Origin of the sequence: Natronosporangium hydrolyticum (genome assembly GCF_016925615.1) — a bacterium.
GTDB lineage: Bacteria > Actinomycetota > Actinomycetes > Mycobacteriales > Micromonosporaceae > Natronosporangium > Natronosporangium hydrolyticum.
This window is the reverse complement of the sequence record NZ_CP070499.1, coordinates 2,824,242-2,849,290: the sequence shown is the minus strand read 5'-3', so window position 1 is coordinate 2,849,290 and position 25,049 is coordinate 2,824,242. Positions and strand designations below refer to the sequence as shown.

26 protein-coding genes and 4 pseudogenes are annotated in these 25,049 nt (G+C 68.2%); 4 read left to right on the top strand and 26 right to left on the bottom strand.

What is annotated here, in order from left to right:
* Nucleotides 1-41: 41 nt before the first annotated feature.
* From JQS43_RS12585 to JQS43_RS12525, 13 genes and pseudogenes are all read right to left on the bottom strand, one after another.
* Complete coding sequence (locus JQS43_RS12585; protein WP_239679259.1) at nucleotides 42-728, bottom strand: pentapeptide repeat-containing protein; 687 nt, start codon at nucleotides 726-728, stop codon at nucleotides 42-44.
* Nucleotides 725-1,384 carry a DUF6445 family protein gene (locus JQS43_RS12580; RefSeq protein WP_239679258.1) on the bottom strand — a complete coding sequence of 220 codons (660 nt, stop codon included), beginning with the start codon at nucleotides 1,382-1,384 and terminating at the stop codon, nucleotides 725-727. Before JQS43_RS12580 ends, JQS43_RS12585 begins: the two co-directional genes overlap by 4 nt.
* Entirely contained in the window at nucleotides 1,381-2,049 is a 669-nt protein-coding gene (locus JQS43_RS12575; protein ID WP_239679257.1) for a DUF6445 family protein, read from the bottom strand. Before JQS43_RS12575 ends, JQS43_RS12580 begins: the two co-directional genes overlap by 4 nt.
* Nucleotides 2,050-2,676: a DUF6445 family protein gene (locus JQS43_RS12570; RefSeq protein ID WP_239679256.1), complete on the bottom strand. Its 627-nt coding sequence runs from the start codon at nucleotides 2,674-2,676 to the stop codon at nucleotides 2,050-2,052.
* The gene (locus JQS43_RS12565; protein WP_239679255.1) at nucleotides 2,660-3,817 is read right to left on the bottom strand and encodes a spermidine synthase; all 1,158 of its coding nucleotides are present in this window, start codon (nucleotides 3,815-3,817) and stop codon (nucleotides 2,660-2,662) included. Before JQS43_RS12565 ends, JQS43_RS12570 begins: the two co-directional genes overlap by 17 nt.
* Before the next feature lie 260 nt (nucleotides 3,818-4,077).
* Nucleotides 4,078-4,239 carry a hypothetical protein gene (locus JQS43_RS12560; protein WP_239679254.1) on the bottom strand — a complete coding sequence of 54 codons (162 nt, stop codon included), beginning with the start codon at nucleotides 4,237-4,239 and terminating at the stop codon, nucleotides 4,078-4,080.
* 353 nt (nucleotides 4,240-4,592) lie between these two features.
* On the bottom strand, nucleotides 4,593-5,792 hold the full coding sequence (locus JQS43_RS12555; protein WP_239679253.1) for an MFS transporter: 1,200 nt from the start codon (nucleotides 5,790-5,792) through the stop codon (nucleotides 4,593-4,595).
* Nucleotides 5,793-5,796: 4 nt separating this feature from the next.
* Nucleotides 5,797-6,612, bottom strand: coding sequence for a CmcI family methyltransferase (locus tag JQS43_RS12550; RefSeq protein WP_239679252.1), 816 nt, complete (start codon nucleotides 6,610-6,612; stop codon nucleotides 5,797-5,799).
* Nucleotides 6,613-6,747: 135 nt separating this feature from the next.
* Nucleotides 6,748-7,143, bottom strand: a complete 396-nt coding sequence (locus JQS43_RS12545; protein WP_239679251.1) for a transposase family protein — start codon at nucleotides 7,141-7,143, stop codon at nucleotides 6,748-6,750.
* A 212-nt stretch (nucleotides 7,144-7,355) separates the two neighbouring features.
* Entirely contained in the window at nucleotides 7,356-8,108 is a 753-nt protein-coding gene (locus tag JQS43_RS12540) for an ABC transporter permease (protein ID WP_239679250.1), read from the bottom strand.
* Nucleotides 8,098-9,042, bottom strand: a complete 945-nt coding sequence (locus JQS43_RS12535) for an ABC transporter ATP-binding protein (protein WP_239679249.1) — start codon at nucleotides 9,040-9,042, stop codon at nucleotides 8,098-8,100. Before JQS43_RS12535 ends, JQS43_RS12540 begins: the two co-directional genes overlap by 11 nt.
* Nucleotides 9,035-9,934 carry a cytochrome P450 gene (locus JQS43_RS12530; protein ID WP_239679248.1) on the bottom strand — a complete coding sequence of 300 codons (900 nt, stop codon included), beginning with the start codon at nucleotides 9,932-9,934 and terminating at the stop codon, nucleotides 9,035-9,037. The genes JQS43_RS12535 and JQS43_RS12530 overlap by 8 nt, the downstream gene beginning before the upstream one ends.
* A 58-nt stretch (nucleotides 9,935-9,992) precedes the next feature.
* A pseudogene (locus tag JQS43_RS12525) lies at nucleotides 9,993-10,171 on the bottom strand (IS5/IS1182 family transposase); the annotation flags it as partial.
* Nucleotides 10,172-10,320: 149 nt separating this feature from the next.
* Between JQS43_RS12525 and JQS43_RS12520 the strand changes: the two are divergent.
* The gene (locus tag JQS43_RS12520) at nucleotides 10,321-11,211 is read left to right on the top strand and encodes a DUF2726 domain-containing protein (RefSeq protein ID WP_239679247.1); all 891 of its coding nucleotides are present in this window, start codon (nucleotides 10,321-10,323) and stop codon (nucleotides 11,209-11,211) included.
* Nucleotides 11,212-11,275: 64 nt separating this feature from the next.
* Here the strand turns inward: JQS43_RS12520 and JQS43_RS12515 are convergent, their stop codons facing one another.
* Nucleotides 11,276-12,808 carry a recombinase family protein gene (locus tag JQS43_RS12515; RefSeq protein WP_239679246.1) on the bottom strand — a complete coding sequence of 511 codons (1,533 nt, stop codon included), beginning with the start codon at nucleotides 12,806-12,808 and terminating at the stop codon, nucleotides 11,276-11,278.
* Between the two features lie 17 nt (nucleotides 12,809-12,825).
* Here JQS43_RS12515 and JQS43_RS12510 point away from each other — a divergent pair, with 17 nt between their 5' ends.
* The gene (locus JQS43_RS12510; protein ID WP_239679245.1) at nucleotides 12,826-13,065 is read left to right on the top strand and encodes a VOC family protein; all 240 of its coding nucleotides are present in this window, start codon (nucleotides 12,826-12,828) and stop codon (nucleotides 13,063-13,065) included.
* 86 nt (nucleotides 13,066-13,151) lie between these two features.
* Here the strand turns inward: JQS43_RS12510 and JQS43_RS12505 are convergent, their stop codons facing one another.
* The 3 genes and pseudogenes from JQS43_RS12505 to JQS43_RS12495 all read right to left on the bottom strand — a co-directional run.
* Nucleotides 13,152-14,003 carry a YybH family protein gene (locus tag JQS43_RS12505; protein ID WP_239679244.1) on the bottom strand — a complete coding sequence of 284 codons (852 nt, stop codon included), beginning with the start codon at nucleotides 14,001-14,003 and terminating at the stop codon, nucleotides 13,152-13,154.
* Between the two features lie 74 nt (nucleotides 14,004-14,077).
* Nucleotides 14,078-15,022 (bottom strand): annotated as a pseudogene (locus JQS43_RS12500) (sigma-70 family RNA polymerase sigma factor); the annotation flags it as partial.
* A gap of 90 nt (nucleotides 15,023-15,112) precedes the next feature.
* Nucleotides 15,113-15,565, bottom strand: a pseudogene (locus JQS43_RS12495) (histidine phosphatase family protein); the annotation flags it as partial.
* Between the two features lie 103 nt (nucleotides 15,566-15,668).
* Here JQS43_RS12495 and JQS43_RS12490 point away from each other — a divergent pair.
* Both JQS43_RS12490 and JQS43_RS12485 read left to right on the top strand, forming a co-directional pair.
* A complete protein-coding gene (locus JQS43_RS12490; RefSeq protein ID WP_239679243.1) occupies nucleotides 15,669-16,529 on the top strand; it encodes a spermidine synthase in 861 nt (286 codons plus the stop codon).
* A 90-nt stretch (nucleotides 16,530-16,619) separates the two neighbouring features.
* Entirely contained in the window at nucleotides 16,620-16,979 is a 360-nt protein-coding gene (locus JQS43_RS12485) for a cupin domain-containing protein (RefSeq protein WP_239679242.1), read from the top strand.
* Between the two features lie 51 nt (nucleotides 16,980-17,030).
* Here JQS43_RS12485 and pheT read toward each other — a convergent pair whose 3' ends face one another.
* The 9 genes and pseudogenes from pheT to JQS43_RS12440 form a co-directional block, all read right to left on the bottom strand.
* Complete coding sequence (gene pheT, locus JQS43_RS12480) at nucleotides 17,031-19,511, bottom strand: phenylalanine--tRNA ligase subunit beta (protein WP_239679241.1); 2,481 nt, start codon at nucleotides 19,509-19,511, stop codon at nucleotides 17,031-17,033.
* 2 nt (nucleotides 19,512-19,513) lie between these two features.
* On the bottom strand, nucleotides 19,514-20,596 hold the full coding sequence (pheS, locus tag JQS43_RS12475) for a phenylalanine--tRNA ligase subunit alpha (protein WP_239679240.1): 1,083 nt from the start codon (nucleotides 20,594-20,596) through the stop codon (nucleotides 19,514-19,516).
* A 171-nt stretch (nucleotides 20,597-20,767) separates the two neighbouring features.
* A complete protein-coding gene (locus JQS43_RS12470) occupies nucleotides 20,768-21,550 on the bottom strand; it encodes a TrmH family RNA methyltransferase (RefSeq protein WP_239679410.1) in 783 nt (260 codons plus the stop codon).
* A 92-nt stretch (nucleotides 21,551-21,642) separates the two neighbouring features.
* On the bottom strand, nucleotides 21,643-22,041 hold the full coding sequence (gene rplT, locus JQS43_RS12465; RefSeq protein ID WP_239679239.1) for a 50S ribosomal protein L20: 399 nt from the start codon (nucleotides 22,039-22,041) through the stop codon (nucleotides 21,643-21,645).
* A 28-nt stretch (nucleotides 22,042-22,069) separates the two neighbouring features.
* Nucleotides 22,070-22,264, bottom strand: a complete 195-nt coding sequence (gene rpmI / locus JQS43_RS12460; RefSeq protein WP_239679238.1) for a 50S ribosomal protein L35 — start codon at nucleotides 22,262-22,264, stop codon at nucleotides 22,070-22,072.
* Nucleotides 22,265-22,305: 41 nt separating this feature from the next.
* Nucleotides 22,306-22,941, bottom strand: a pseudogene (gene infC, locus JQS43_RS12455) (translation initiation factor IF-3).
* 303 nt (nucleotides 22,942-23,244) lie between these two features.
* Nucleotides 23,245-23,736 carry a PH domain-containing protein gene (locus tag JQS43_RS12450; protein WP_239679237.1) on the bottom strand — a complete coding sequence of 164 codons (492 nt, stop codon included), beginning with the start codon at nucleotides 23,734-23,736 and terminating at the stop codon, nucleotides 23,245-23,247.
* Nucleotides 23,737-23,761: 25 nt separating this feature from the next.
* Entirely contained in the window at nucleotides 23,762-24,607 is an 846-nt protein-coding gene (gene hisG / locus JQS43_RS12445; RefSeq protein WP_239679236.1) for an ATP phosphoribosyltransferase, read from the bottom strand.
* 54 nt (nucleotides 24,608-24,661) lie between these two features.
* On the bottom strand, nucleotides 24,662-24,925 hold the full coding sequence (locus tag JQS43_RS12440; protein WP_239679235.1) for a phosphoribosyl-ATP diphosphatase: 264 nt from the start codon (nucleotides 24,923-24,925) through the stop codon (nucleotides 24,662-24,664).
* Nucleotides 24,926-25,049: the final 124 nt, after the last annotated feature.

The following is a 25,049-nucleotide window of genomic DNA, read 5'->3' as shown; positions in this document are numbered from 1 at the left end:
TACCTCCATTCCAGGAGAAGTCGTCAGGTCGGGGAACGGCATTATGACCGCGCGCCGGCCGGCTTCGAGTCGGCACCCCGGTAGTCGGCACGCCCGATCTCGCATCCCTCCAGAAACGCGGAGGAGAAGTCGACTTCCCAGACGTAAGCCGCCCAGGTGTCCGCGCCACGCAGCGCCACCCCGGCACACGTTGCCTCTCTGAGATCGCTATGGCGCAGGTCGCAGCGGCGCAGGTCGGCCTCGGTCAAGTCGGCGCCGAACATGCTGGCACAGCGCAAGCTGGCGCCCTGCAGGTCCGTGCACCGCAGACGGGCACCCCGGAGATTTGCGCTGTCCAGCCACGCCCCCTGAAGGTCGGCATAGGAAAGATCGCTTCCGATGAGATCCGCGCCGGTGAGATCCGCGCCGCGCAGGTCGGCAGAGGCCAGATCGGCCTGACGGCCGTGCGACCGGATGAGGCGCCAACCGTCAAGCAGGGCCACCGTCCGCGCCGCCTCACCCTCGATTGCCACCACCCCGAGCCGCTGCAGCGACAGCCGATGGCGCGACAGCTCCGTGGCGGAGCGTCCCAGTACCGAACGCAGGTCGGCCACCGCGACCTCCGTTCCGCTGACGAGTTCCAGCCCGCTGGCGGTGTGCCCCAACGCGTCCAGGGTCACCAATCGGTATGACTCCGGCGACCCCGGCAGGTCGACCGCCGCTCGTGCCATGTCCAGCAGCGACCTCATGCGGAGCTCCCCTCGACGGCGTCCATGAAGAAGAAGTTCTGGGTCAGCCGCCCGTCGGCCGACCCGCCGCCGAACGTCCGGGTGATGCCGTGGAACAACCGGGAGCCGCGGAAGAGAACGCACCGGTTGTACCGGATGTCGACCTGATGGAGCAGTTCCCAGCGGTCGTCGTGCAGGCTGTCACGCATGATATACCTGCTGTCGAACTCCTCCAGCGACGAACAGCGGTAAGCGGCGAGGTCGCTACCGCGCGGTACCCGCTCCAACCCGGTCTCACGGTGTCGATAGATACCGAGCCCGCCGGAACAGTCGGTGTCGAGGCTGAGATATATCACCGCGGTCCAGTCGACGAAGTCGACATGTACTTTCGTACGCCCCGTTTCGTTGGCGAGCGCGAGTCGGAACTTGCCGAACACCCACTGCGATGGGTCGATGTCGATGGCCTTCCCGACCAGCTCGGCGAAGCGGTCGCGGTGTTGAGGTGACCAGTACGCCTTGACGCTCTCCCCTCCCGGAAAGTTCGCCCGTCCGTCGAAGCCGACGAACTCGGCGTCGAGGGCCAGTCGGCGTACGGCGTCAGGCTTCTCGTAGAAGTCGTCGATGATGTGGACCTCGCCGCGCAGAGAGTGCGGCACCTCTGTCACCGCTTGCCTCATCTGACACCTCCGGACACGACCTCCTTGCCGAGCACTCGGCCGACCGTCCCCACCTCGATGCGCTCGTTGAAGAAGAAGTTGTGGGTGAGCCGGGCGTTTGCTGGCCGATCACCGAGTCCACCCAGCGGGGCATGGTAGAACTCGCACCCCCGGAACAACACCAGTCGGTTGTAAGTCGGCCCGACCCAGCTTACGATCTCCCACTTCGACAGATCAGCCATGTCACGGCGAACCACACGTTCCTCGAACTCGTCGGCGTCGGCGAAGCCGAGCCGGCGGGCTTCACGGTCGGTCGGTGGACGCTCACGCCCGGTCTCCCGGTGTCGGAAGAACCCGGTGCCGGCCGAGGATGGCGCGTCGGGCGTGAGATAGACCATGCCAGCCCAGTCGACGGCGGAGTCCGCATGCACCTTGGTTCTTTCGCCAGTCTCATCGGTAATGAGACGGAAGCCGCCCCACGTGAGCCTGTCCGGGTCGACATCGATCCCACGGCCGAGAATCCCCTCGATGCGGGCCTGGAGCGCGTCCGTGCGAAGCGCCTTGTTACTCTGCCAGCCTGGATAGTTGTACCGGTCAGCGCTATTGAATGCCGAGTTCAGTGCGAGCTGCCGGACTGCGTCAGGGTCCGCGTAGAAACCGTCGACCACAACCAATCGCTTGCGCATCTAGTCCCTCCGGTTGGCGTCGTTGAAGAAGAATCGCTGGGTCAGGCGACCGCTGTCCGGCGTCGTCCCGAAACCCTTGCTGGCACGGTGGAAAAGGACCGAGCCCCGGAGCAGGATCAGCCGGTTGTACCGCATGGCGACGTGGGTGGTCTCCTCCCATCGCTCCGGATGCATCTTGTCCGGATAGTAGTGCTCGCGCAGCCACGCGTCACGGCTGTCGTACCCGATCTGCCGGGCCTGCTCCTCAGTTGGCGGTCCGAACAGACCAGAGGGTTTGTGCCGATAGAACGAAAGCCCACCTTCGCAGCGGTCATCGGGCACAAGGTAGACGATGGCGGACCAGTCCGTCTCATCATAGTGGGTGGTGAAATCGACATGCGAGTCGGCGCCGAAGACCCCGAACACGCCGAACGCCATCCGCTTGGGGTCAACATGGATTTCCGCACCCACCAGGTCGCGCATGACCCGGACTAGCTGATCGTTGAAGAACGAATTGTATGTCTCAAAGTCGTAGGTGATGCCCGCCTCCTGCTTCGGATTCGCCCAGTCGCCCATGGAGATCGCTAGCTCTCGTACCCGGTCCACGTCGACGTAGAAGTCGTCGACTACTTCAATTGTCTTCTGCATCCTTCAGCTCCTTCCTCCGGTACGGTGCCGCAGGCACGCTCTCGGGTGCGTCGGTCCGGGCGGGCGGGCCGCCGACGACCATCGCCGACGTCTGACGAGTCGTCTCCAATGAAGTCCCCGAGACAGACTCCGCCCGGCTGAGCCGCATAGCGGCCTCGATGAGCCGGTCCCGCCAAGGCCAATCAGGGGCGTACGGGTTCGCCAGCATGGACATCGCCTGAGGCAGGCCAGTGGAGTAGAACCACCTTGGCGAATGCTCGGCAAGATCAAGGTGTGTGTCAGCGATCCACTCCCCGAACCAGCCAGCGCGGAAGTCCGATTCGAACGTGAGCGAAGCGGCGACGGTGGGAATGAACGCAGCCTCCGCAGCCTCACGGTCGAGCAGCGTTCGCAGCACCGGGACGGCGATCTCGGGGTCGAGAACCACTTGCCGTCCGGAGGCCACTGCCGGTGGCAATCCCGCCGCCGCAGCGGCATCACCCACCACCTCCAGCATCGCGGGCCACCGGCGAGCCATCTCGGCGTCGATCGCCGCCTGGGTCCTCGCTGGCGCAATGCCACCGGCGTCGCCTTGTGGAACTGTGCGGGCGTGCCGCAGCCGGCACGCCGCAGTGGCGAGCACGGCTCGGTCGGCGGCCGACAGACCGGGCCACGCGGTCACCTCGTCGATACAGAGGCTGACGTTCGTACTGGTCAGCACGAATGTCGTGTTTCGCCGCGCCGGTAGGTACCGGACCTCCTCCCAGACCGTACGCAGAACCTCGCCGAGAGCCCGCTGGGGCGAGGCACCCGCGAACGGTCGTAGGTGCTCCGGAAGCCCCCAGCAGTTCACCAGGACCACGCCGGTGTCGGCGACGCGCGACCGGACGTCCTCCCAGAAACCGGCGTCGAAAACCAGCGCGGGATGCGAGGCGCCATCGTAGAGATCGACGCAGATCAAGTCGAAGCACTCCACGCTGTCTCGCATCAGCTGCGCTGCGTCCGCCACCTGCATGCGGAAGCGAATCGAGGGGAAGTAGACTTGATAGAGCGCACGGCAGAGTCCGACGGTGGCTGGATCACGATCCACCGCGAACAAATCAGCGGCTGGAGCGCTGGCGCGTACGGCCCGCAGCCCAGCGCCGTACCCGAGGCCGAGCATGCAGGCAGAGTCGACATTAGTCAGGAGCCCACCGAGGACACAGTCATCGGGTTGGTTCCCAGAAAAGACACGGTCCCCGGCGATCAGTGTGGAGACGGTATCGAACAGCAGCGGCGTCGAACTATACACGACACAGTCCTTACTGGTACGCCGCGGGGACCGTCCGACGGCGACTACAGTCCCCGCGGCATCTTCAGGTGTCAGCCGGCCGTGGCCAGCGACTGTACCTCCGCGGCATACGTGTGACTCACGAACGCCGTCTACTCGGAGAGTGCCAGCGCCTCATCGACCTCTGCCTGCTCGTCGTCCGTAAGTTCCACGAACGACGCGAAGAACGGCATGTTGTTCGGCGAGGTACGTCCATAGACCTCCATGTCGAACTCCTCGAACAGGGGGTCTGGCGCCTTCGTCGAGTCGGTCATTTTCAACCTCCTATCTGGGCCACGTTCCGTGGCCCGGGGCCGTGACTGCCGACAGCGAGTTCCACGGGTTGAGGCACACTGAACTGCCGCCCGTCGCACAGCGTCCTTTCACCGATTCACCTGAGGTCGGCCGTCATCATCACACCGGCCAGTCAGTGACATCGCGGCGCAGCGCCGAGAGAATCCACGGAAACGGATCGGCTCCTGCTACGGATGACGTACTGGCTGCCGTTCCACAATCCTTTACCGGACACGAGCCGATGGTCAATGAGACATCGCCGGAGACTCCACAGGAAGATCCGCGATGAGCAGGCCCGGCTCGCGCAACCGCGCCCATACGCCCCGGTGGGCAGCTAGGAACGGTCCGTACAGGCCGAGGGCTCCTGAACACTGCCCCGACCTGCCCGCCGCTCCGAGCGCCAGGCGACGACACCGAACCACCCCAGCACGCCGAACAGGCCGACCATAAGGAAGACCAGCAGCGTTAGCGAGACCGCCAGGGCGAAGGCAGCCAGAAACAGAAGATAGACGACCACGCTGATGCCCGCCGCGATCTGTTGCAGCCAGGCCCAGAGATCAACAATGACCACGCCGCTGCGAGTTGCCTCCCGATCGATGACATAGCGGATCCATCCGCTGACCAACGAGTAGGTCGCTCCGGTCAGGAAAAAACCGATGAGGGCGCCCGCCGGACCTAAGAAAGCCCAGCCTAGAAGCGCGAACGGTAGGACCACGAACGGCACCAGCGGGTGTAGGATGTCCACGTTCAGGGTGTTGAGGACGAACACGACCAGTCCCCCCACGCCGTACGCCGCGAGCGTCACCCCGATCATCGAAGCCGAGAACCCGTGTAGTACGTCCATGACCGGGAACTCCACCGCGTTGACGGCGCCGCCGGCCAAGGCGAGCACCGCCCAGAGAATCACCATCGGCACCAGCCCGCGGCCAACGCCGTCAGGCCTGGCGAATGTCGACAGAAAGCCTCGTGCCGGTGCCTGAGTGTCGCCGCCGGCGGAGGTCAGCCGCGCATGCCGGGTATGAGCCACCAGGGCTGCACAGGCCGCGTAGAGCAGCGCAGCCACCAAGATGACCGTAGCGACTCCCCCGACAGGGATGAGCACGGCCGCGATTCCAGGGCCGATCGCCAGACTGGCGGTCCGCCCGCTGGCAAGACCAGTTAGAGCACCCTGGCGTAACGGTTCCTCCGCGAGCCTGCCGACGAGGTAGAGCATCAAAGGCGCGCTGACTCCGCCCAGCCCTGCCACGACACCCGCGTAGACCACGATCAGGGCGAGGTCCTCCCGCACCGGCAACAGCAGGACGCATAGCAGCAGCTGCACCACCTGACCCAGTCCCCACAGCAGACCAGCACGTTCGCTGGGAAGGAGCCGGAGGATCCAGCGCGCCAGCGCGATCACCGCGACCGTCTGCACCAGGAAGAGCGCGGTGGTGGCTGTGGCTCCGACGGTCTGCTGCACGTACGCGGCCAGCGCCGTGAACACCGCCAATGTGGCGGAGCCGGAGATCAGGTTCGCCAGCAGCAGGCGACGCACAGCCTCACCTCTCCGGAGGGCCGACCATGAAAATTGAGTTCATCGCCGATGCGGCGTTAACGCCGAACCGATCGCACAGCATGTTGTCAACGTAGTAATCCCGCTGGGCCTTCTCCAGAAAGGCGACAAGTTCAGCCTGCTTGCCCTCGCTGTCCTCAATCACCAGATAGTCGCCCCGGTCGAGTTCGGCGTCTACGCAGCTAAGCACAGCCGGGATGGCGACATGGGCATCCTCCACCACCAGCAGCGGCGTGGCGGCCGGGCGTCGGCGTAGCGCAGCCACGAGCATGGCCAGGTCACCCTCAAGATCACAGTACTGGTATGTCACGCTGGGTCGCCCTCTGACCGCCGGTGGCGGCGAACGGTCCAGGGAGACGACATGGCAGTCGATTCCCAGTCCGATAGCCTGATCGGCGAACCAGAGCGCACTCGCGCCGGGGCCAGCTCCGAGTTCGACAATTGTCCGTGGCCGCAACTCCTGCAGAAGTTGGCCGTAGATCGCGAGGTCCCATACGCCCTTGAGAAGGCGCCGTCCGCGCCAACGCAGCGGCTCGGCAACCCCTTGGCTGCAGGCGTAGGTGTCCACGGATACCTGACGCCGCAGATACGACCGAGCGCCCACCCGTTGCCGAGCGGGGGTATACCTCGCCGGATGGTCCAGCGTCCCGGCCCGTACCGTCCGTTCGAGCAGGTCGCGGTAGTAACCGCGGGCACGCTCGGTAGCTGCGCTCGCAGCCGCCGCAGTCAACGCGGCGATGACATTGCCGTAGAGGCTTCCTGGCTGGCGCGCGTCCTCGCTCCCCTGCCGGCCGCGCCACATGTCTCGAGGATCGTCCACCAACCTCAACCTGGACAGATGTAAGGGATGCATTGCGTCATGCGAGAGCATACTAGCATCCCGCCACCGGAGGTGTCAGTGAGGTGATCTCAACAAGATTCTGGCAGGTGGCGGTGTTCAAAGTGGGTGAGGACGAGCACTGCTTTGACGATGTCGCCGATTTTGCTGGGGCTGGCGGCGGAAGATTTTGCCGTCGAGGATGATGTGGGACCAGCCTTGGTCGGCGACCCGGCGTAGCGCCTGGTGCAGGTCTGGGGCGCCTGCGGCAAGGACGGTGGTGGCCTCGTCGCGGTAGCGGTAGGCGGTGGCGCGGGAGACGCCGAATCCGGCGGCCAGCAGGGTGAGGTCTTCGCGTTTGCGGTACCAGACCAGTACCAGCAGGGCCTGTTTGAAGCAGGTCAGCGCTCGGGTGCCTCGGCGGGTGCCGCGGGTGAGTCGTTCGGTGGCCAGCAGGCGGGACAGGTAGTGGACCAGTTGGCGGGGTACGTCGAGCATGGCAGGATAGGTGATCACGTGGGGTCCTTCGCGGTAGGTGATCTTGTGTGAGAACTTCCTACCTGAAGGGCTCCACGCCTGCGTGTGGGGGGTCCGAACTGGATCAGGTGTGAGCCAGGATGAGCTGCCCGACGATTCTTGCTGAGATCACCTCAGTACCGATGTCCGGACTCATTGGGTGGCTGCATGATCCGGCCAATCCGACCGCGCTCCGCCGGGGCCGCCGCGGATTAATTCCGGCGACCGATCCCAATCGTCGACAGAAGCAATCCGGCTCCGCACCATAACGCAGCCCGTACGACATCTGAGGCCGACACTGCGAAGAACTCCGGCGCCAGGGTTCCTCGGACGAGGTTGGCGATCGGCTCGACCGGCAGTGCCTTGTGCATGCCCGCGAACCACGACGGGACCCGTTCGAGCGGGAAGAGCACAGGTGAAAACATGACCGTGCCGAGCATAAGCACCTGTGCGTAGATCGCCGCCGCCATCGGTTTGGCCAGTGCCGCCATCGCGTAGCCGATCGCGTTGAAGGTCAACGCCGCCAACAGCAGCGCTGGGACCGCCCAGGGCGAGGGAGCGGAGAAACCGTACACCACCGCGCCCACGAGGATCGCGGACACCAGTCCTGGGATGGCCGCCAATACCCACACGATCGTGTCGGCCATCAGGAACGTGAACCGGCCGACCGGGAAGGTCCTTGCAAACAACAGGCTTCCTTCGAGGCTGGCCCGGACCAGATGCTGTGGGAGAAGTACGAAGCCGACCACGGCCAGGGATATCGTCGGGGCGCCGGTGGCGAGAAACCGGCCGGAGTCGGCGTCGTCACCCACGAGGAATCCGAACCCCACAACCAATCCGACGGCCAACATGCTCTGGATAGCCACGATCAGTGCCGCAACGGACCGAAGACGCGAGACCTGCCATTCCATGATGAGTCGCAGTTGACGGAGGTGGCGCCAGCCGAGGCGCAGGTTAGTTCTCACGGTCCCTCAACGCATCCACAATGTGCCCGTAGGCGTCGTTCAGCGTCGATGGCCGCACCGAGAATCTCGTGATCCGGCGCGCGTCCTGCTCCCCCCGTGCCCAGGCCAGCGCCTCAGGCAGGACCTCCTCACGGATTCCCAGGAAGCGGCCGTGGCCGTGGGCGAACTCCGACTCCACGAATGTAGGTCGGTCGATCACCATGGTCGGATCGGTGACCACTACTTCCAGAACAAGCTCCGGACAGTAGCGCGCGCTGAGCTCATCCGGCTTGCCCTGCGCAATGATTCGCCCGGCATCCATCAGGATCACCTTGTCGACGATGCGTGCCGCTTCGAGCACGTTGTGCGTCACGAGGAGGACGCACGTTCCTTCGGCCGCGATGTCACGGACAATCTGCCACAACAGGGTGCGGCGCAGCGGATCAACGTCGTTTGTCGGTTCGTCCAGGACCAGTGCCCGACAGGGGGCCACCGCCGCCATACAGAAGGCCACCAGCCGCCGCATTCCCGAAGACAGTGCGTCGTGGGTGAGGTGCACCGCCTGAACCCGACGGTCGTAGTATCCCTCTAGCGCGAGGGCCTTCCCAATGCGCTCAGCGCGTTCTCGGGCGGCGGCGGTGGAGAGTCCCCGCAATTCGCCGACGATTTCCACCGAGCGTCGAGGCGTGAGGCCGGTCAACGGCACCTGACTCTGCGGCTGCAGCGAACACAACCACCGTGCTCGCCGGGGTGAGGCGATCAGATCCGATCCGTCCAGTCTGATCGATCCCGAGGTGGGCCTGGTGAGTCCTACCACCTGATGCACGAGCGTGGTCTTGCCCGCGCCGTTACTACCGAGCAACGCGACTACCTCACCCGGCTTGACCGTGAAGGTAAGGTCGATGTTTGCTGCGATCTCGCCGTAGTTCTTGCTGAGCCGCTCGACCTCAAGCATGGGTCGGGCGTCCATCCCTGACACAGTGGCGTTCTTCCGACCGCGGTCGCAGCGTCGCGGAGACCGGACGCTCCGGACGGACGGTCAGCTGCGCCCGCGGCGCCGGCTCGGGCCCTGCGACCTCGAGCGTGGCCGCTGCCAACAGCACTTGCAGAATCGTCTCCGCCTCCAGTCGCGCCAGCCGCTCCCCGATGCAGCCCCGGGGCCCACCACCGAAGGGGAGGAAGCTGAACTCCGGCAGGTCCTCACGGTCGATCTCCGACCATCGGTCGGGGCGAAACTCGTCACCATGGGGGAAGTACAGTGAGTTCCGGTGCACCACCCACGGGCAGACCAGGAACTCCACGCCGGGAGGAAAAAGGACGCCGCCGAGCGCGACTTCCCGGGTCGAGACTCGCCCAATGCCGTAGACCGGCGGCCGGAGCCGCAGGCTCTCGTCCAGCAGGTGTCTTACGGTGATCGCTGGACCGGTCGCCTCAGCTACCGGGCCGGGGTAGGTGCTGCCGCCGACCAGTCGCAGACGTCGCTGCAACAGTGGGTCCCTCTGCAGCAGGCACAGGGTCCAGAAGACGCTCAGCGCGGTGGTCTCGTGGCCTGCCACGAGGAGCGTCCATATTGCCTGCTTCAACCTGATGAATGCTTCCTCCGGTGGGAGCTCGGCATACAGTCGGTTCGCCGTGCGATGGAGAACGTCGTATCCTGCAGTAGGACCCACGATTCCGCGTAGTCCTCTCGCATCGATAATGGCGGCAGCCGCAGCGTCAAGGATTCCCCAGGCCCGATCCGGCTCCATCCGCGCCGGCCCTGCCTCGTCAACGAACCAGTAGCGCGGCTCAGCTTCCTGGATAGTGGAGTCCAACGCCTGCTGCAGGGCGAGGAAGTCGATGTCCACGTGCGCACGGAACAGGCAGGAGACCAGGATCTCGAGGGTGACGCAGCGGAGTTCGGCGTTGGCTCATGCGTGTGCCGTCGCAGAACCAACGCAGGATCAGCACGGCCTGCCGGTAGCAGCCCAGCGCCGGCTGCCCCGGCGGGTACCGCGTCGGAGACGCTCGGCGTGCAGCAGGCTGGACAGGTACAGCGTGGTCTCCTGGCGTACGGGCAGCGTGGCGGCGTATGTGACACTCATGGTCGGGCGCAGGGCTCCTATGAAGTTGATCTCTGGTAGGACCATCTTCATGTATCGGAGTCCTGCGTCTTTCGTTGCACCACAACGGAGTCGGCGTGTCGCACCGCCGCGGGCATCGGCTACGCACAGTCAGCGCGACCTTGCGCGGAATGGCTCAGTGGGCGACGGCCACCCGGCAACACCTCGACTTCGTTGTCACCAAGGACCTGTTACCGATCTTCGCGGTCGAACTGGACGGCCAAACCCACCGCAGCAGCGACGCGGTCCGCCGGGATCGGATCAAGGACAAAGTATGCGCTTCCGTGCAGTTGGACCTGCTACGGATCACGTCTCGATCTCTCGACAAGATCCGTGATGGACGAACAATCATCGAATACCTGATCGACGCTTATGCGTCCGCGCGGCGGCTGGGACGCTCCTATTGGGTTCACGAATGCGACGCCGGTTGCGGAGTCCACCCAGACCAACCGGACTGCATCCCCGAGGTAATCGACTACCGGCACCTCAACGCCAAGTTGAGAGGCGGCCGACTGACCTTCCCCAACGACATCACCGGCGACGCCCGACGAGACATAACCCTCGCAGTGCTCGACGGGCTCCTAGCCGACTGGAATCTAAAGAGTTTCACCTTCGAGCGGTGTGACGGGTGGACTGAGGCATGGGCCTGGCTCCCGGTCCGCTCGGGCGGCTATCTGTTTGAACGTGTCGAGGTCCGCAGACATCAGTTTCCATCATTGGACCCCTGCGATCTTGCGATGGACCTCTGCTGGATTGACCTGGCCGACGATACAAGAAGGCTCGCAAACGGCGAGCCAGTCATCCACCGCAGTATCGACATTACCCGCAGGTTCAACAAGCTGGCCGCCTCCCGCAGCGTGCTGCGAACGTCGGGCCAGGTGGAGCACTGCACTGTGGGCGGAACGTGGTTGAACGATCACTACTGCCTGTGGCCGCCGGCCTGTTCTGCCCTGCATGCCGGCCGCCCTCAGCATGACGCCGCCACGGCAGCCTCACCAACGCCCGGCGAGCAAACGAGCTAACGGCCTGCTCACCGTCGACGCTGTGCGACGGCGTCAGCGGTCGCCACGCTTCTGAACGCCGTTGCTACCGCCACTCGATGGCGACCCGGCCCCGGTCGAAGCCCTTCGTGCCGGGCTTGGCCCGGTGCACGGTCACCGCTTCGATGTAGTCGCGGATCACCTGTCGCCGCTCGTCCAGCGTCATGACTGGCCAGTCGGCGAGGATCGCCGCAGGGTCGCGGGTCTCTGCCGGCACCGGCAACCCGGCCAGCTCTACCTCGATCCGATGTTGCTCGGCGTCGAAGGCGGCGCGGGCCTCACCCCACTCCGTGCCAGTCAACTGGCGCGTCGCCCACATCCGCGCCAGCTCCTTGCGCTGCTCATCGATGCCGGCAAGCTCGGTGGTGAGCCGGTCCCGCTGGGCACCGGCCGCGCCGTCGTCGATCAGCTCGTGGTCGCGGCGGCGTTTGATCTCCTCCAGCAGCTCCGCGACCACGTATTCCTCGGTCTCCGTGCCCAGGATGCCGACGCAGCCCTTGCCGCCGTTGCGGGGGTGGCAGAACAGGTACGGCCGGGTGTACACGCCACGGGTCTTGTTGCGGAACTGCTTCTCCGAGCCGACCAGCGCCGCCCCACACACCCCGCACACCGCGATCCCGCCGGTGAGCAGGTAGCGGCGGCCGGTCTGGTTTCCCTGGTGCTTGTCGCCGACCACATACGTTGCGCCGGTGGCGGTGGTGACCTTCCGGTTGCCGCGCAGCTTCGCGCACACCTGCCGCCAGGTCGCCTCGTCCACGATCGGCTCCCAGTTCCCCCGACCCACGACCTCGCCGCGGTGGACCCGCAGCCCGGCGATGGTCGGGTTGGTCAGCATGTTCTTCACCGTCGACCCGTTGACCTTCGCCGCACGCCGCAGCGGATTACCCGCCTCATCGGTGACCACCTGGCCGTTGGCGTCGCGGACCTTCACCATGTGCGCGCCCTGAAGACCCCGCTCGCGGAGCCGACCGGCGATGTTCTCCAACGCCCACCCGGCCAGCACCAGCTCCGCGGCCTCCCGGATCGCCTCGGCCTGCTCCGGCACGATCACATACGTCCGCTCACCCGACCCGGTACGCCCATGCGCGTAACCGGTCGGGCGGGAACCCGGCGGGACACCCCGGGCGGCCTGCGCGTCGAACTTGTCCGCCTGCCGCTTCTTCATCTTCCGCACCTCAGCAGCGCTGAGGACGGCCTTGATCCCGGCAACCTCGTCCTGCACCCGCACGATCCCGTCCCGATGGGTGTGCAACAGCTCGACCCCCGCCACATCCAGCAGCGCGGCAAGCTCGAACCACGGCACCTCCCGCCGCTCCAACCGCGTCTGCTCCACCGCCCACAGATGCACCACCTGCCCGGCCTTAATCGCCTCCCGCAACGCCTCGTACCCGGGCCGGTACACATCATCCCGGAACGCCGACAGGTCCGGATCCGAGTACACCTTCACCGGCAACCCCGGCCACACCTTCGCCGCATAGGCACGGCCCAAGTTCTCCTGGTCCAGGCAGGTCTCGGCGTTGCCGTACCGGTCCTTGCTGATCCGCGTGTAGATCGCCACATGGGGGTGTGTCGTTGCCATGCCATCCACGGCAGCCGGTGGTTCTTAGTTCATCCAGTTTCCCCGAGGAGAAGACGGCCAAGAACCGGCTCCACCTCGACGTCACGGTCGGAACCGGCCCCGGGCCGGCCGAGCGCCACGAAGTGGACGACGAGGTGGCGCGGCTGGTCGAGTTGGGGGCCACGGTCGTCCACAAGCACGACGCGAGCTGGGGCCCCTGGCCGGAGTACCACTACGTCATGGCCGACCCGGAGGGTAACGAGTTCTGCGTCCAGTGACGCCACTCCCCTGACGGCCGATCATGAGCGGGTTGACAGACTCGCCGGGCGTTCTGCCAACCCGCTCATGATCGGCGGGCGTCTCCTCAGGGACGCAGATCGGTGCGGGCGGCGCCGGTCTGCGGATCGGCCGGGAACGACAGGTGTTGATGCACCAGCAACCAGCCGTGATCCGTGTGGCGGAACACCCGGGTACCGCGCGACCACGCCTCCCGCCAGGACCCGTCCGGCTCCTCGACTCGCAGCCGGTTCAACCCCCACGCCACCGCGAGACCTGCCTGGGCGACGACGGTCAGCTCCGGCACCTCCCAGGTCACCGAACCAGGGCCGGCGTCAAGCCCGCGCTGGCAGACCTGCCGCACCTGGTCGACCCCGGCATAGGCCAGCGGCGCCTCATGCTCGTACGAGACCACTTCCTCGGCGACCGGGGCCATCAGAGCGTCAAGATCCTTCGCCGCCGTGGCATCGAACCACCGCTCGTGCAACAGCCGGATCTCCCGCTCAGCCGCGGCGGCGGTGTCCGCCAGGTCGGCCAGCGGGAACGAGTGGTGCTCGTGCGCGACCAACCAGCGACCCTCCTCCTTGCGGAACCCGAGCGTGACCCGTAGCCGGTGGTCAGGATGCGCCGCGAGGTGCTCCGGCGTGCCGCACCGCAGCAACGCGTGGGCGAAGGCGACCTCCGTGCCAGCCGTCACCTCCAGCTGCACCAGCTCGAAGACCGCACCGCTGGCCAACCACCGGAAGAACGGCGGCCAGGTGGCGCGGTACGCCTCGATCCCGCGAACGCCGTCCTGCGGCGGCGGGACGTCGAACATCACAATGTCGTCGGCGTGATCGACGACAACACCCGCCAAGTCCCCGGCTCCGACCGCGGTCACCCAGCGCTCGACCAGCTGCCCGATCAGCGTCTCATCACCTTTGATCGTCTGCATCACCATGAGCGTGCCTCCCTTCACCAGTACAACCCGGCGGCGAGGCAGAACTCATCGCTGCCGCGGCACGAGATTCTTCGTTACTCATCGAGCCGGGCGGGCAGGCCGAAGGTCGGGAAGTCCGCGTCGAGGAACGACACCACCTCCGCGACCACGGAGCCCCGCAGTGTCAGCACGTCCAGCCCCCCGGGCACGAAGGTGCCGAACTGGTCATCCCAGCGGTAGGTCGCGAACGCGAGTTGACCGTTCACGGCGGCCGGCCGGAACCGCCACCGGTACGCCAACGGACCGTCGAGCAGGAACCCCCGGATCGCGGCCCGGCCGGCGAACCACGACCGCTCCGGTGGCATCGAGTACTTCGCGTCGTCGGTGAGCATCGCGACGATCGTGTCGACGTCGCCGGTCTCCCACGCTGTCGCGTACCGCCGCGCAAGATCACGCAGTGGCGCGTCGCCCAACTCCCGCATCACCGCCCGTTGGCTGGCGGCGGGCAGCCGCTCGGCCAGCACCTTCCGGGCGCGCTGCAGCGCACTGTTGACCGCGGCGACGCTGGTGTCCAGCTGCCCGGCCACCTCCCGCGCGGTGAAGCCCAACAGGTGGCGCAGCAGCAACACTGCCCGCTGCCGGCCGGGCAACAGCTGCAACGCGGCGACGAACGAGAGCTCGATGCTCTCGCGTGCCACCGCGTCCCCTTCGGGGCCGAGCCGGTCATCCGGGTAGGGCGCCAGCCAGACCACCTCGGCCATTGGGACGTCGGCGGCGAGATCCGCGGGCAGCTCCCGGCGGGCGCGCCGGGAGAGCATCGATAGACAACGATTGGTGGCGATCCGGTACAGCCATGGCCGCAGCGACCCGTGGTCGACGAACCGGTCGAGCGCCCGCCACGCCCGCACCAGCGTGTCCTGCACCGCGTCATCAGCGTCGTCGAGGGAGCCGAGCATCCGGTAGCAGTGGGCGTGCAGCTCCCCGCGCAGCGGACCGATCAGCTCGGCGAACGCGTCCGGAGCCCCCGCCCGCGCCGCCGAGCGCGCAACACCGCGCTCGACCTGGTACCGCCAACCGGGCTGCCAGGTGAACCGCTCCGCGATCGCGTCTTCGAGCTGGCGACCGTTTACGAGCACCTCAAGCGCCCAGCGGTTGGCCGAGTGCGCGATGACCACCACCCGCCGGCCATCGAAGTCGCGGACCAGGTCGGTAAGGAAATCCTGGGTCCGCGCCACCACCTGGCGATAGCTCTCGCCATCGGGGAAGGGCACCGCGATCCGAGCCGGCCGGTCCAGTTGCGCGGCCGGGGTGCCGTTGAGCGAACCGTAGTCACACTCGCGCAGCCGGGGATCGTGATGCACCGGGATGCCGGTGCCGCCGAAGGCCAACTGCGCAGTCTGCACCGCGCGCCGCAGGTCGGAGCTGAAGACCGCCACGATGTCCTGCGCAAGCCAGCGTTCGCCGAGCTCACGAGCCTGCTGGCGGCCGGCCTCGGAGAGCTCACCGGGCAGCCAGCCGGTGGCGACCCCCGTTTCGTTGTCGGTGGTGGTCGAATGGGTCTCATAGATCAGCTCCACCGCCATACCACCATGGTGCGGGAAGGCAACGACCACGGCCCGCCGATCCGCGCGAGTGTTGGAGGGGCGAGAGACTCGCGGGCCAGCCCACCAGCAGATAATGGCGGGCATGGGTGGGAGACGCCGGGGTCCGGAGCAGATCAACGAGCAGGTCGACTTCGGCGAGGCCGAGCTGGTCCGGGACCCGGACCGGCCGAACGGGTGGACGCTGCTGCTAGACGGCACTCCCCAGTCATACGTCGAGACGTCCCAGCCGACCTGGCTCGAATTCGAGTACGTCCGGCAACTCGGGGCGGTGGTGGACCTGTTGGCGCCGGCCCGCGACCCGCTACACGTCCTCCACCTCGGCGCCGGGGCGCTGACCCTCCCCCGGTACATCGCGGCCACCCGCCCCGGCTCGGTGCAGCGGGTGGTAGAACGCGACGCCGCCCTGATCGCGCTGGTACGCCGGGTGCTGCCGCCGCCGCGCGGGGCGGACCTGCGGGTGCGGACCGGGGACGCGCGCCAGGTGGTGGAGTCGACCCGGGCCGACCGGTTCGACCTGGTGGTCAACGATGTCTACAGCGGGGCGCGGATGCCCGGCCGGCTCACCTCCACCGAGTTCGTCGCCGAGGTGGCGCGGGTGCTGCGGCCCGGCGGCTGGTACGCCGCCAACCTCGCCGATCGTAAGCCGTTGAGCTTCGCCCGATCCCAGGCCGCGACGCTCCGCGCCGTCTTCGACCAGGTGTGTGTCATCGCGGAGCCGGGCACGCTGCGGGGCCGGCGGTTCGGCAACCTGGTGCTGGTCGCGACCGATCGGGGCCGGCTGCCGGTGGCGAAGCTGACCCGGCGGGTGGCGGCCGAGGCGTTCCCGGCGCGGGTGCTCGACGGCGAGGAGCTGGACCGCTTCATCGCCGGCGCGCCGCCGGTCACCGATCAGGGGGCGGCGGACTCGCCAGAGCCGCCGAGATCGATCTTCTCTAGCCGGTAGCCGCCGGCACCTGCCGCCGGCAGCATTGCATGGCAAATGTCACCGTAACGGATTAGTCTGGTTACTTTCAGTGACAAGGGGGTGGTGGTAATGCCACCGGTCGAGATCAAGCGGTTCGACCAACCCGACGAGACCCGCCCTTTCGAGGGCAACGGCTGGGCCGACGTGGTCAACGTCGCTGACCATCCGGTCGCCGCCGGCCACTTCGAGCCGGGTTGGCGGTGGTCGAAGAACGTCAAGCCGATCGCCGGCACCGACTCCTGCCAGGTGTCGCACCTTGGCTACTGCCTCGCCGGCCAGATGCGGGTCTATATGGATGACGGGTCCGAGCAGGATGTCACCGCCGGTACGGTGGTGGCGATCCCGCCCGGCCACGACGCCGAGGTGATCGGCGACGAGGCCTGCATCCTGCTCGACTTCGGCGAGGTCGCCGACTACGCCCGGCGCTGACCGGATCAGCCAGCGGCGGAGCTGACCGCCGGCCGGTTGCCCGGCCGACGGTCAGGCGCCGCGTAGCTCCGCACCGACCCGCTCCGCCGCCACGGCGACTGCGGCGTCCCGGGCGGCGACCGCCTCCTCTACCGTGAGCGTGCGGTCGACCGACCGGAACACCAGTTTGTAAGCGAGCGACTTGCGCCCGGCCCCGACCTGCTCCCCGGTGTAGACGTCGAACAGTCGCACCGACTCCAGCAACTCCCCGGCCCCGGCTAGCAACGCCTGGTGGACATCGGCGGCGGGGACCTCGTTGGCTACCACCAACGCGACATCGATCAACGCTGGCGGGTAGCTAGCAAACCGCGGCGCCGGTGCGACCCCGGGCAGGGGCACGGCGTCCAGGTCCAGCTCCATGGCACAGGTACGCTTCGGCAGCTCCATCGCCTCACACACCGCCGGATGCAGCTCGCCGGCATGCCCGACCACCTGATCAGCCACCCGGAACTCCGCACACCGGCCCGGGTGCCACGGTGCGTACTCCGCCGCGCGTACCTCGAACTGCGCTTCCGGCAGGCCGGCCGCGGCGAGCACCGTACGCGCCGCCTGCACCGCGTCGGCCCAGTCCGCCGGTCGGCCGGCACCCCACCACCCGGCCGGCGAGGCGTCACCGGCGATCACCGCCGCGGCGTGCCACTCCTGCGACGGCACGTGCTGTTGCGCGGCGGCGAGCTGCGCATCCTCGGGGCGGTGGGTGACCGGAAGCCTAGGCGGCACGCCGGACCGCCCACTCGACCGGAACACCGAACCGATTTCGTAGAGCGCCACCTCGCGCGCGCCCCGGCCCAGGTTACGGCGAAGCGCGGCCAGCAGCGGCGGCAGCAGCGTGCTCCGCAGCGACGGCTCCTGCCCGGAGATCGGGTTGGCGATCCGCACCGTCTCCCGGCGCGGGTCGTCGTCGCCGAGCCCGAACGCCTCCCAGGCCGCCTCCCCGACGAACGGGTAGCACAACGCCTCGACGTACCCGGCCTCGGCGAGCGCCCGGCCCACGGTACGGCGACGGCGCTGCGCCGGCGTCAGCCCGGCACCCGGCGGCGTCTGCGGCAGCACGCTGGGGATCCGGTCGTACCCGTCGAGCCGGGCGACCTCTTCGACCAGGTCAGCCGGGTCGGTCAGGTCCGCCCGCCAACTCGGGGGCGTGACCTGTAGCCGGTCACCGGTCTGCTCGACGGCGCAGCCGATCTCCGCCAGCAGCTCGACCACCCGCTCCGGCGGGTAGGTGACCCCGGCGATCCGCGACGGCAGGTCGGCCGGGATGACTATCGCGGCCGGCTCCGCGACGGTGTCGATATCGCCGACCCGATCGTCCACCTCGCCACCGGCGTGGGTCACCAGCAGCTCGACCGCCCGCTGCAGCGCCACCAGCGACACCTGCGGGTCCACCCCCCGCTCCCAGCGCTTCGCCGCCTCGCTGGGCAGCTTGTGCCGGCGGGCGGTCCGGCCCACCATGGTCGGTTCCCAGTGGGCGGCCTCGAAGAGCACGTTCACCGTCTCCGGGACGATCTCGCTGGTCTGCCCGCCCATCACCGCGGCGAGCGAGATCGGTCCGGTGTCGTCGCAGATGATCATGTCGGTCGGGTCCAATGCCCGGTCGACTCCGTCAAGGGTGACCAGCCGCTCTCCCGACCGGGCCCGGCGGACCACCAGTGGGCCGTGCAGCCGGTCGGCGTCGAAGGCGTGCATCGGCTGGCCGAGCTCGAGCATCAGGTAGTTGGTGATGTCTACGGCCAGGCTGATCGGCCGCACGCCGGCGTGGACCAGCCGCTGCCGCAGCCACTCGGGCGACGGCGCCGCCGGGTCGATACCGCGCACCAGCCGGGTCGCGAAACGGTCGCAGCCGGTGGGGTCCATCACCGTCACCGGGTGGGCCGGCTCGGCGGTCGCCCCCGGTGGGGCCGGGTCGATGTCGGCGGGGTCGCGGTAGGGCAACCCGAGCGAGTGGGACAGCTCCCGGGCCACCCCGCGGACCGAGAAGCAGTGCCCGCGCAGCGGCTTGGAGTCCAGCTCCACCACCACGTCGTCGAGCCCGACGGCCGGCCGGGCGTCCGCGCCGGGTATCCCCGCCCCACCGGGCAGGACCATGATCCCCGCGTGGTCCTCGCCGATGCCCAGCTCCTTCGCCGAGCAGATCATCCCGTCGGAGACCCGACCGTACGTCTTGCGGGCGGTGATCGCGAAGCCGCCGGGCAGCACCGCCCCGGGCAACGCCACCGGCACCAGGTCGCCGACGGCGAAGTTGGTGGCACCGCAGATGATCCCCCGCGGCTCCGACTCGCCGACCGCCACCTGGCAGTAGCGGATCGGCTTCTTCAGCCCGGTCAGCTCCTCGATCTCGGCGACCCGGCCGATCACCAGTGGCCCGCTGACGCTGGCCCGAAGGTCGTCGATCTCCTCGACCTCCAGCCCGACCCGCACCAGCGCCGGCTCCAACACCGCCGGGTCGGTCGGCGCGTCTACATACTCCCGAAGCCAGGAGACGCTCACCCGCACGGCTAGACCTCCATCCCGAACGCGCGGGCGAACCGGATGTCGCCCTCGATCATGTCCCGCATGTCGCTGACCCCGTGCCGGAACATCAGGGTGCGCTCGATCCCCATCCCGAAGGCGAACCCGGAGTACTCCGAAGGGTCGACCCCGCACGCGCGCAGCACCCGCGGATTGACCATGCCGCAGCCTCCCCACTCGACCCACCGGGGGCCATCCCGGTGCTGCGGGAACCACAGGTCCATCTCCGCCGACGGTTCGGTGAACGGGAAGTACGACGGCCGGAGCCGGGTGGTGGCCTCGGGTCCGAACATGCCCCGGACAAAGTGGTCCAGGGTCCCCTTAAGGTGGGCCATAGTGATGCCCCGGTCGATCACCAGCCCCTCGACCTGATGAAAGACCGGGGTGTGGGTGGCATCCAACTCATCGGTGCGGTAGGTCCGCCCGGGACAGATCACATAGATCGGCGGGGTCCGGGTGAGCATGGTGCGGACCTGCACCGAGGAGGTGTGCGGTCGCAGCACCAGCCCGGACTGGCCGGCGCCGGTGCCCGCTGCGGCCAGGTAGAACGTGTCCATCATGGTCCGGGTGGGGTGGTCCGGCCCGATGTTGAGCGCGTCAAAGGCGTACCAGTCCAGCTCGGCCTCCGGCCCCTCGGCAACCTCGTAACCCATCCCGACGAACAGGTCCTCGATCCGCTCGGTGAGCGTGGTCAGCGGATGCCGGGCTCCGCGCGGTGACCGGTCGGTGGGCAGCGTGACATCCACCCGCTCCTCGGCCAGCACCCGCCGCTGCTCCTCGATGCGCAGCTGGCCGAGCCGGCTGTCGTAGGCGGCCTGGATCGCCGCCCGCACGGCGTTGACCCGCTTGCCGGCCTCGGACTTCGCCGCCGGGGGCAGCGCGCCGATCTCTCGCCGGGCCAGCGAGACCGGTGCCCGGTCGCCGAGATGCTGATGTCTGATGGCGGCGAGTGCGTCGGGGTCGGCGGCGGCCGCGAACGCCTTCTCGGCGGCGGTCACCGCTTGGTCGAGGGCGGCCGGGTCGAGCAGCGCCACCTGCTTCGGATCATAAGGATCGTTACGGTACGTCATGAATCTCCTCCGGGGACCGGGTGTGAGTCTAGGACCCCGCGGCCGGGCCGATGTCGGCGGCGCGCACACGGGTCACGCGGCTATGCCGCAGCCCGCCGGAGGTGAGAGAACGCGCGGATCAACCCCGCCGCCCGCCACCGGCGGGCTGGGTAAACATCGCCATGCGACGGATCATCCGAGTTGCTCCCTCTGACGTAACGCTCTGGCTGAAGCGTACAGGCACACCGCCGCCGCCGCACCCAGGTTCAGGCTCTCGGCCCGACCGTGGATCGGCACCCGGACCCGGGCATCGGCGGTGTCGAGCAGGTCGGCCGGCAAGCCGTGCGCCTCGGACCCGAACAGCCATGCGGTGGGCGTGGTGAGCCCCCCGGCGTCGAGCAGTTCGTCCAGATCGGCCTCGCCGCCGCCGGTCGCGGCGAGGATCCGCAGCCCCGCCGCCCGCAGGCCGGCCACGGCGGCCGCCGAGTCCGCGCGTGCCACCGGCAGGTGGAAGAGGCTGCCGGCGGAGGCCCGGACACACTTGCCGTTGTACGGGTCGACCGCTGCACCAGCGAAGACCACCGCGTCGGCGCCGGCGGCGTCGGCGGTGCGGAGCACGGTGCCCGCGTTGCCCGGATCACGGATCTCGGCCAACACCGCCACCAGCCGGAGCGGCGCCGCCACGAGCTCCGCCAACCGCCAGTCGACCCGGCGGCAGAGCGCCACCACCCCCTGCGGCGCGACCGTCTCGGCAAGCGCCGCGACCGCGTCGTCGGTCACCGCCGACACCGGCACCTGCTGCTGCCCCGCGAGGGTCAGCAGCTCTGGATGGCGGCGCCCCACCTCGGCGGTCGCGAACACCTCCCGGGCCGCCCCGCTGCTCAGCGCCTCGCGAACCGCCTGTGGCCCCTCCGCCAGGAAACGGCCGGTCGCGTCGCGTTCCCGCCGGCGGCGCAGCCGCGCCGCCGCGACGATCCGTGGGGTTCGGCGGGTGAACGGTGAACCGGCCCCGTCGGACGGCCGCCCAGTGGGCGAGCCGGCGTCGGGGCCGGTCGATAGCGGCGGGCTCAGGCGTTACCGACCTGCGTGGCCGCGCCATTGTCACCGTTGGCGGCGACCGCCTCCCGGGCGGTCGTGGCGAGCGCGCTGAACGCGGCCGCGTCATGCACCGCCAGATCCGCGAGGATCTTGCGGTCGACCTCCACCCCCGCAAGCTTCAGCCCCTGGATCAGCCGGTTGTAGGTGATCCCATTGGCGCGCGCGCCGGCGTTGATCCGGGTGATCCAGAGCCGCCGAAAGTCGCTCTTGCGCTGCTTGCGGTCCCGGTAGGCGTACTGCATCGAGTGCAGCATCTGCTCCTTGGCCTTGCGGTACAGGCGGGAGCGTTGGCCGCGGTAGCCGCTGGCGCTCTCCAGGACCGCGCGGCGCTTCTTATGTGCGTTGACTGCCCGCTTGACGCGTGCCATCTCGAATCCTCCTCAGATTACGGGCGCGTCAGCGGCCCAGCAGCTTCTTGACTCGCTTCGCATCCGCCCGGGAAACCGGGTCGGTGCCCGCGAGCCGACGCTTACGACGGGAGGACTTGACCTCCAGCTTGTGCACCCGGTTGGCCTGCTGCTTGACGAGCTTGCCGCGGCCGGTCACCCGGACCCGCTTACCCATGCCGGTATGGCTCTTCATCTTCGGCACTGTGGAACGCTCCTTGTCTGTCCGCACACCGCAGCCGGCGACTACTCGCCGGCGACGGTGTTTTCTGGCCGCGCGCGCACCGCCCCCGCAGCGCGGCGGCCGACCAGGCCAGGCTGGTCGCCACGAGCCTCGCGAGAACGAGGCCCGGCGGTGGCCCTCGCCTACTCCTTGCCCGCGGTCTTACCCCCACGATGGGGCGCGAGCACCATAATCATGTTTCGGCCGTCCTGCTTCGGGGCGGCCTCCACGAAACCTAGTTCCTCCACCTCGTCCGAGAGCCGGCGCAGCAGTCGGAGCCCCAGCTCCGGACGGCTCTGCTCCCGACCCCGGAACATGATCGTCACCTTGACCTTGTCGCCGGCCCGCAGGAACCGCACGACGTGACCTTTCTTGGTCTCGTAGTCATTGGTGTCGATCTTCGGGCGGAGCTTCATCTCTTTGATGACGGTCTGCTGCTGGTTGCGCCGGGCCTCTCGGGCCTTCAGCGCGCTCTCATACTTGAACTTGCCGAAGTCCATGAGTTTGCACACCGGTGGGCGTGCCATCGGCGCAACCTCGACCAGGTCCAGATCGACGTCCTGGGCCAGCTGCAGCGCGCGCTCGAGTGGAACAATGCCCACCTGCTCGCCTTCTGGGCCGACCAACCGGACTTCCCGTGCCCGAATCTGGTCGTTGATGCGTGGATCAGCGCTGATGAGGCCTCCTCGTATGGTGACAGTTACCAAGGTGACCAGAAGCGAAAAGGCCCCGGCGCTCGCCGGGGCCCGCTCGACCGGTCAACACGCCATACAGCGCTCACACGAGGCCATCGTGTGGACCGGAACCCAGCCGCAAGAGCGACTCAGGTGGGAGCGGGGCTCCGCTTCGAACATCGACGCAACCGCCCAACGGGCGGACGCGAAGATGCGGTCGACTGAGCAAGAATAGCACAACCGTCAGGGGCCGACTTCACACCGCCAACGGACGGAAGAGACCCCAGCTCATTGGCTCGACGAACTGGCGCGGCGGTGATAGGCCGCGTGCCGAGCCCGCAGCGCCCGCGCCGCCGCAACCGCCCGCTCCTTGTCGACCGCCTGCACCGCCAGCACCCCGAGCACATCGTCGTCCGCCAACTCAAGCACCGCCCAGGAAGCGCCGCGCTCATATCGCACCGCCCGGACCACCCCCCAGGAGAGGCGGCGGTCGCCGAGCACATTACGGACCCGGATCCCCGCCTCGTCGGCGGCGACCAACGGGCGGGTCAGCGTCAGCAACATCGCCGCGCCGATCAGACCCAGCCCAAGTAGTCCCAGCCGATCGACGAGAGTAAAGGTAGCCGGGCCACTTTCGTTGATCGGGCCGGCCAGCGCGGCGCTCAGCGCGATCGCTGCGACCACCACGACGATCGCCGCGATCCAGGCCACCACCCGGATCTGGCGTGGCCGATAGACGACGGGGGCGAGCTGGTCAGACTCGGCGGCAGGCTCGGTCACGCCCCGAGTCTCTCACAGCCGCCATTCACAGCCGGCAGGCGTGGATGTCGGTCACCAGGATCGCCCGCGCACCCAGGTCATAGAGCTCATCCATGATCCGGTGCACCTCGGCCCGGCGGACCATCGACTGCACCGCCACCCAGCCCTCCCGGTGCAGCGGCGAGATGGTGGGCGATTCGATCCCCGGCGTCAGCTGGCACGCCGCGTCGAGCGTCTCCGCGTGGACGTCATAGGCGAGCATGACGTAGCTCCGGGCGACGAGCACCCCCTGCAACCGGCGCTGCAACTGGGTGACACCGCCATCGACGGGCCGGTCCGGGCCACCGATCAGGATCGCCGCCGACTCCAGGATCGGCTCCCCGAACGGCGCCAGCCCGGCCTGCCGCAGCGTCGCCCCGGTCTGCACCACATCGGCGATCACCTCGGCGACACCCAGCCCGATCGCGTTCTCCACCGCCCCGTCCAGCCGGATCACCTCGGCATCCAGCCCATGCTCGGCGAGGTAGCCCCGGACGATGCCCGGGTAGGAGGTGGCGATTCGGTGCCCCGGCAACTTCGCCGGGTCGGTGATGGTCTCCGGCCGGGCCGCGAATCGGAAGGTGGCGCCGCCGAAACCCAGGTCGAGCAGTTCGACCGCGGGACCACCGGCGTCCACCAGCAGATCCCGGCCGGTGATGCCGAGCTGCAGATCACCCGAGCCCACGTAGGTGGCGATATCGTGCGGGCGCAGGTAGAAGAACTCGACCTGGTTGGGCTCGTCCCGACAGACCAGATCGCTGTCGCTCGGGCGCTGCCGGTAACCGGCCTCCCGCAACATCTGGGCCGCCGCGCCGGCGAGTCTGCCCTTGTTGGGCACGGCGATACGCAACATGAGGTGCTCCTTCACGACTCACGGTAGGCAGGATGTGGGTGCGGACCGGGGCCGCTACAGATGTCGGTAGACATCCTTGAGCTCCAGCCCAGCGGCGAGCATCAGCACCTGGGTGTGGTAGAGCAGCTGCGAAATCTCCTCGGCCGTGCGCTCCGGCCCTTCATGCTCGGCGGCCAGCCACGACTCGGCCGCCTCCTCCAACACCTTCTTGCCGATCGCATGCACGCCGGCGTCGAGCGCCGCGACGGTCCCCGAACCGGGGGTGCCCGCCGCCGCCTTGGCCTGCAGCTCGGCGAACAGCTCCTCGAAGGTCTTCACGAGGTCACATTGTGGCAGAACCCGGTGACGCCGCGACCGGCGCGGCCCCGCACACCACCCGAACGGGCCGGCCAACCGGCGCCGTTGGTCGCTCCGCGGCGGATGCACCGGTCAGCGACGCACC

What these genes read in the sequence shown, in the direction of transcription:
- JQS43_RS12585 (WP_239679259.1), bottom strand. Translation starts at nt 728, where the DNA reads ATGAGGTCGCTGCTGGACATGGCACGAGCGGCGGTCGACCTGCCGGGG.
- JQS43_RS12580 (WP_239679258.1), bottom strand. Translation starts at nt 1,384, where the DNA reads ATGAGGCAAGCGGTGACAGAGGTGCCGCACTCTCTGCGCGGCGAGGTC.
- JQS43_RS12575 (WP_239679257.1), bottom strand. Translation starts at nt 2,049, where the DNA reads ATGCGCAAGCGATTGGTTGTGGTCGACGGTTTCTACGCGGACCCTGAC.
- JQS43_RS12570 (WP_239679256.1), bottom strand. Translation starts at nt 2,676, where the DNA reads ATGCAGAAGACAATTGAAGTAGTCGACGACTTCTACGTCGACGTGGAC.
- JQS43_RS12565 (WP_239679255.1), bottom strand. Translation starts at nt 3,817, where the DNA reads ATGCTCGGCCTCGGGTACGGCGCTGGGCTGCGGGCCGTACGCGCCAGC.
- JQS43_RS12560 (WP_239679254.1), bottom strand. Translation starts at nt 4,239, where the DNA reads ATGACCGACTCGACGAAGGCGCCAGACCCCCTGTTCGAGGAGTTCGAC.
- JQS43_RS12550 (WP_239679252.1), bottom strand. Translation starts at nt 6,612, where the DNA reads ATGTGGCGCGGCCGGCAGGGGAGCGAGGACGCGCGCCAGCCAGGAAGC.
- JQS43_RS12535 (WP_239679249.1), bottom strand. Translation starts at nt 9,042, where the DNA reads ATGCTTGAGGTCGAGCGGCTCAGCAAGAACTACGGCGAGATCGCAGCA.
- JQS43_RS12520 (WP_239679247.1), top strand. Translation starts at nt 10,321, where the DNA reads ATGGCTCAGTGGGCGACGGCCACCCGGCAACACCTCGACTTCGTTGTC.
- JQS43_RS12515 (WP_239679246.1), bottom strand. Translation starts at nt 12,808, where the DNA reads ATGGCAACGACACACCCCCATGTGGCGATCTACACGCGGATCAGCAAG.
- JQS43_RS12505 (WP_239679244.1), bottom strand. Translation starts at nt 14,003, where the DNA reads ATGGTGATGCAGACGATCAAAGGTGATGAGACGCTGATCGGGCAGCTG.
- JQS43_RS12490 (WP_239679243.1), top strand. Translation starts at nt 15,669, where the DNA reads ATGGGTGGGAGACGCCGGGGTCCGGAGCAGATCAACGAGCAGGTCGAC.
- JQS43_RS12485 (WP_239679242.1), top strand. Translation starts at nt 16,620, where the DNA reads ATGCCACCGGTCGAGATCAAGCGGTTCGACCAACCCGACGAGACCCGC.
- pheS (WP_239679240.1), bottom strand. Translation starts at nt 20,596, where the DNA reads ATGACGTACCGTAACGATCCTTATGATCCGAAGCAGGTGGCGCTGCTC.
- rplT (WP_239679239.1), bottom strand. Translation starts at nt 22,041, where the DNA reads ATGGCACGCGTCAAGCGGGCAGTCAACGCACATAAGAAGCGCCGCGCG.
- hisG (WP_239679236.1), bottom strand. Translation starts at nt 24,607, where the DNA reads ATGTTGCGTATCGCCGTGCCCAACAAGGGCAGACTCGCCGGCGCGGCG.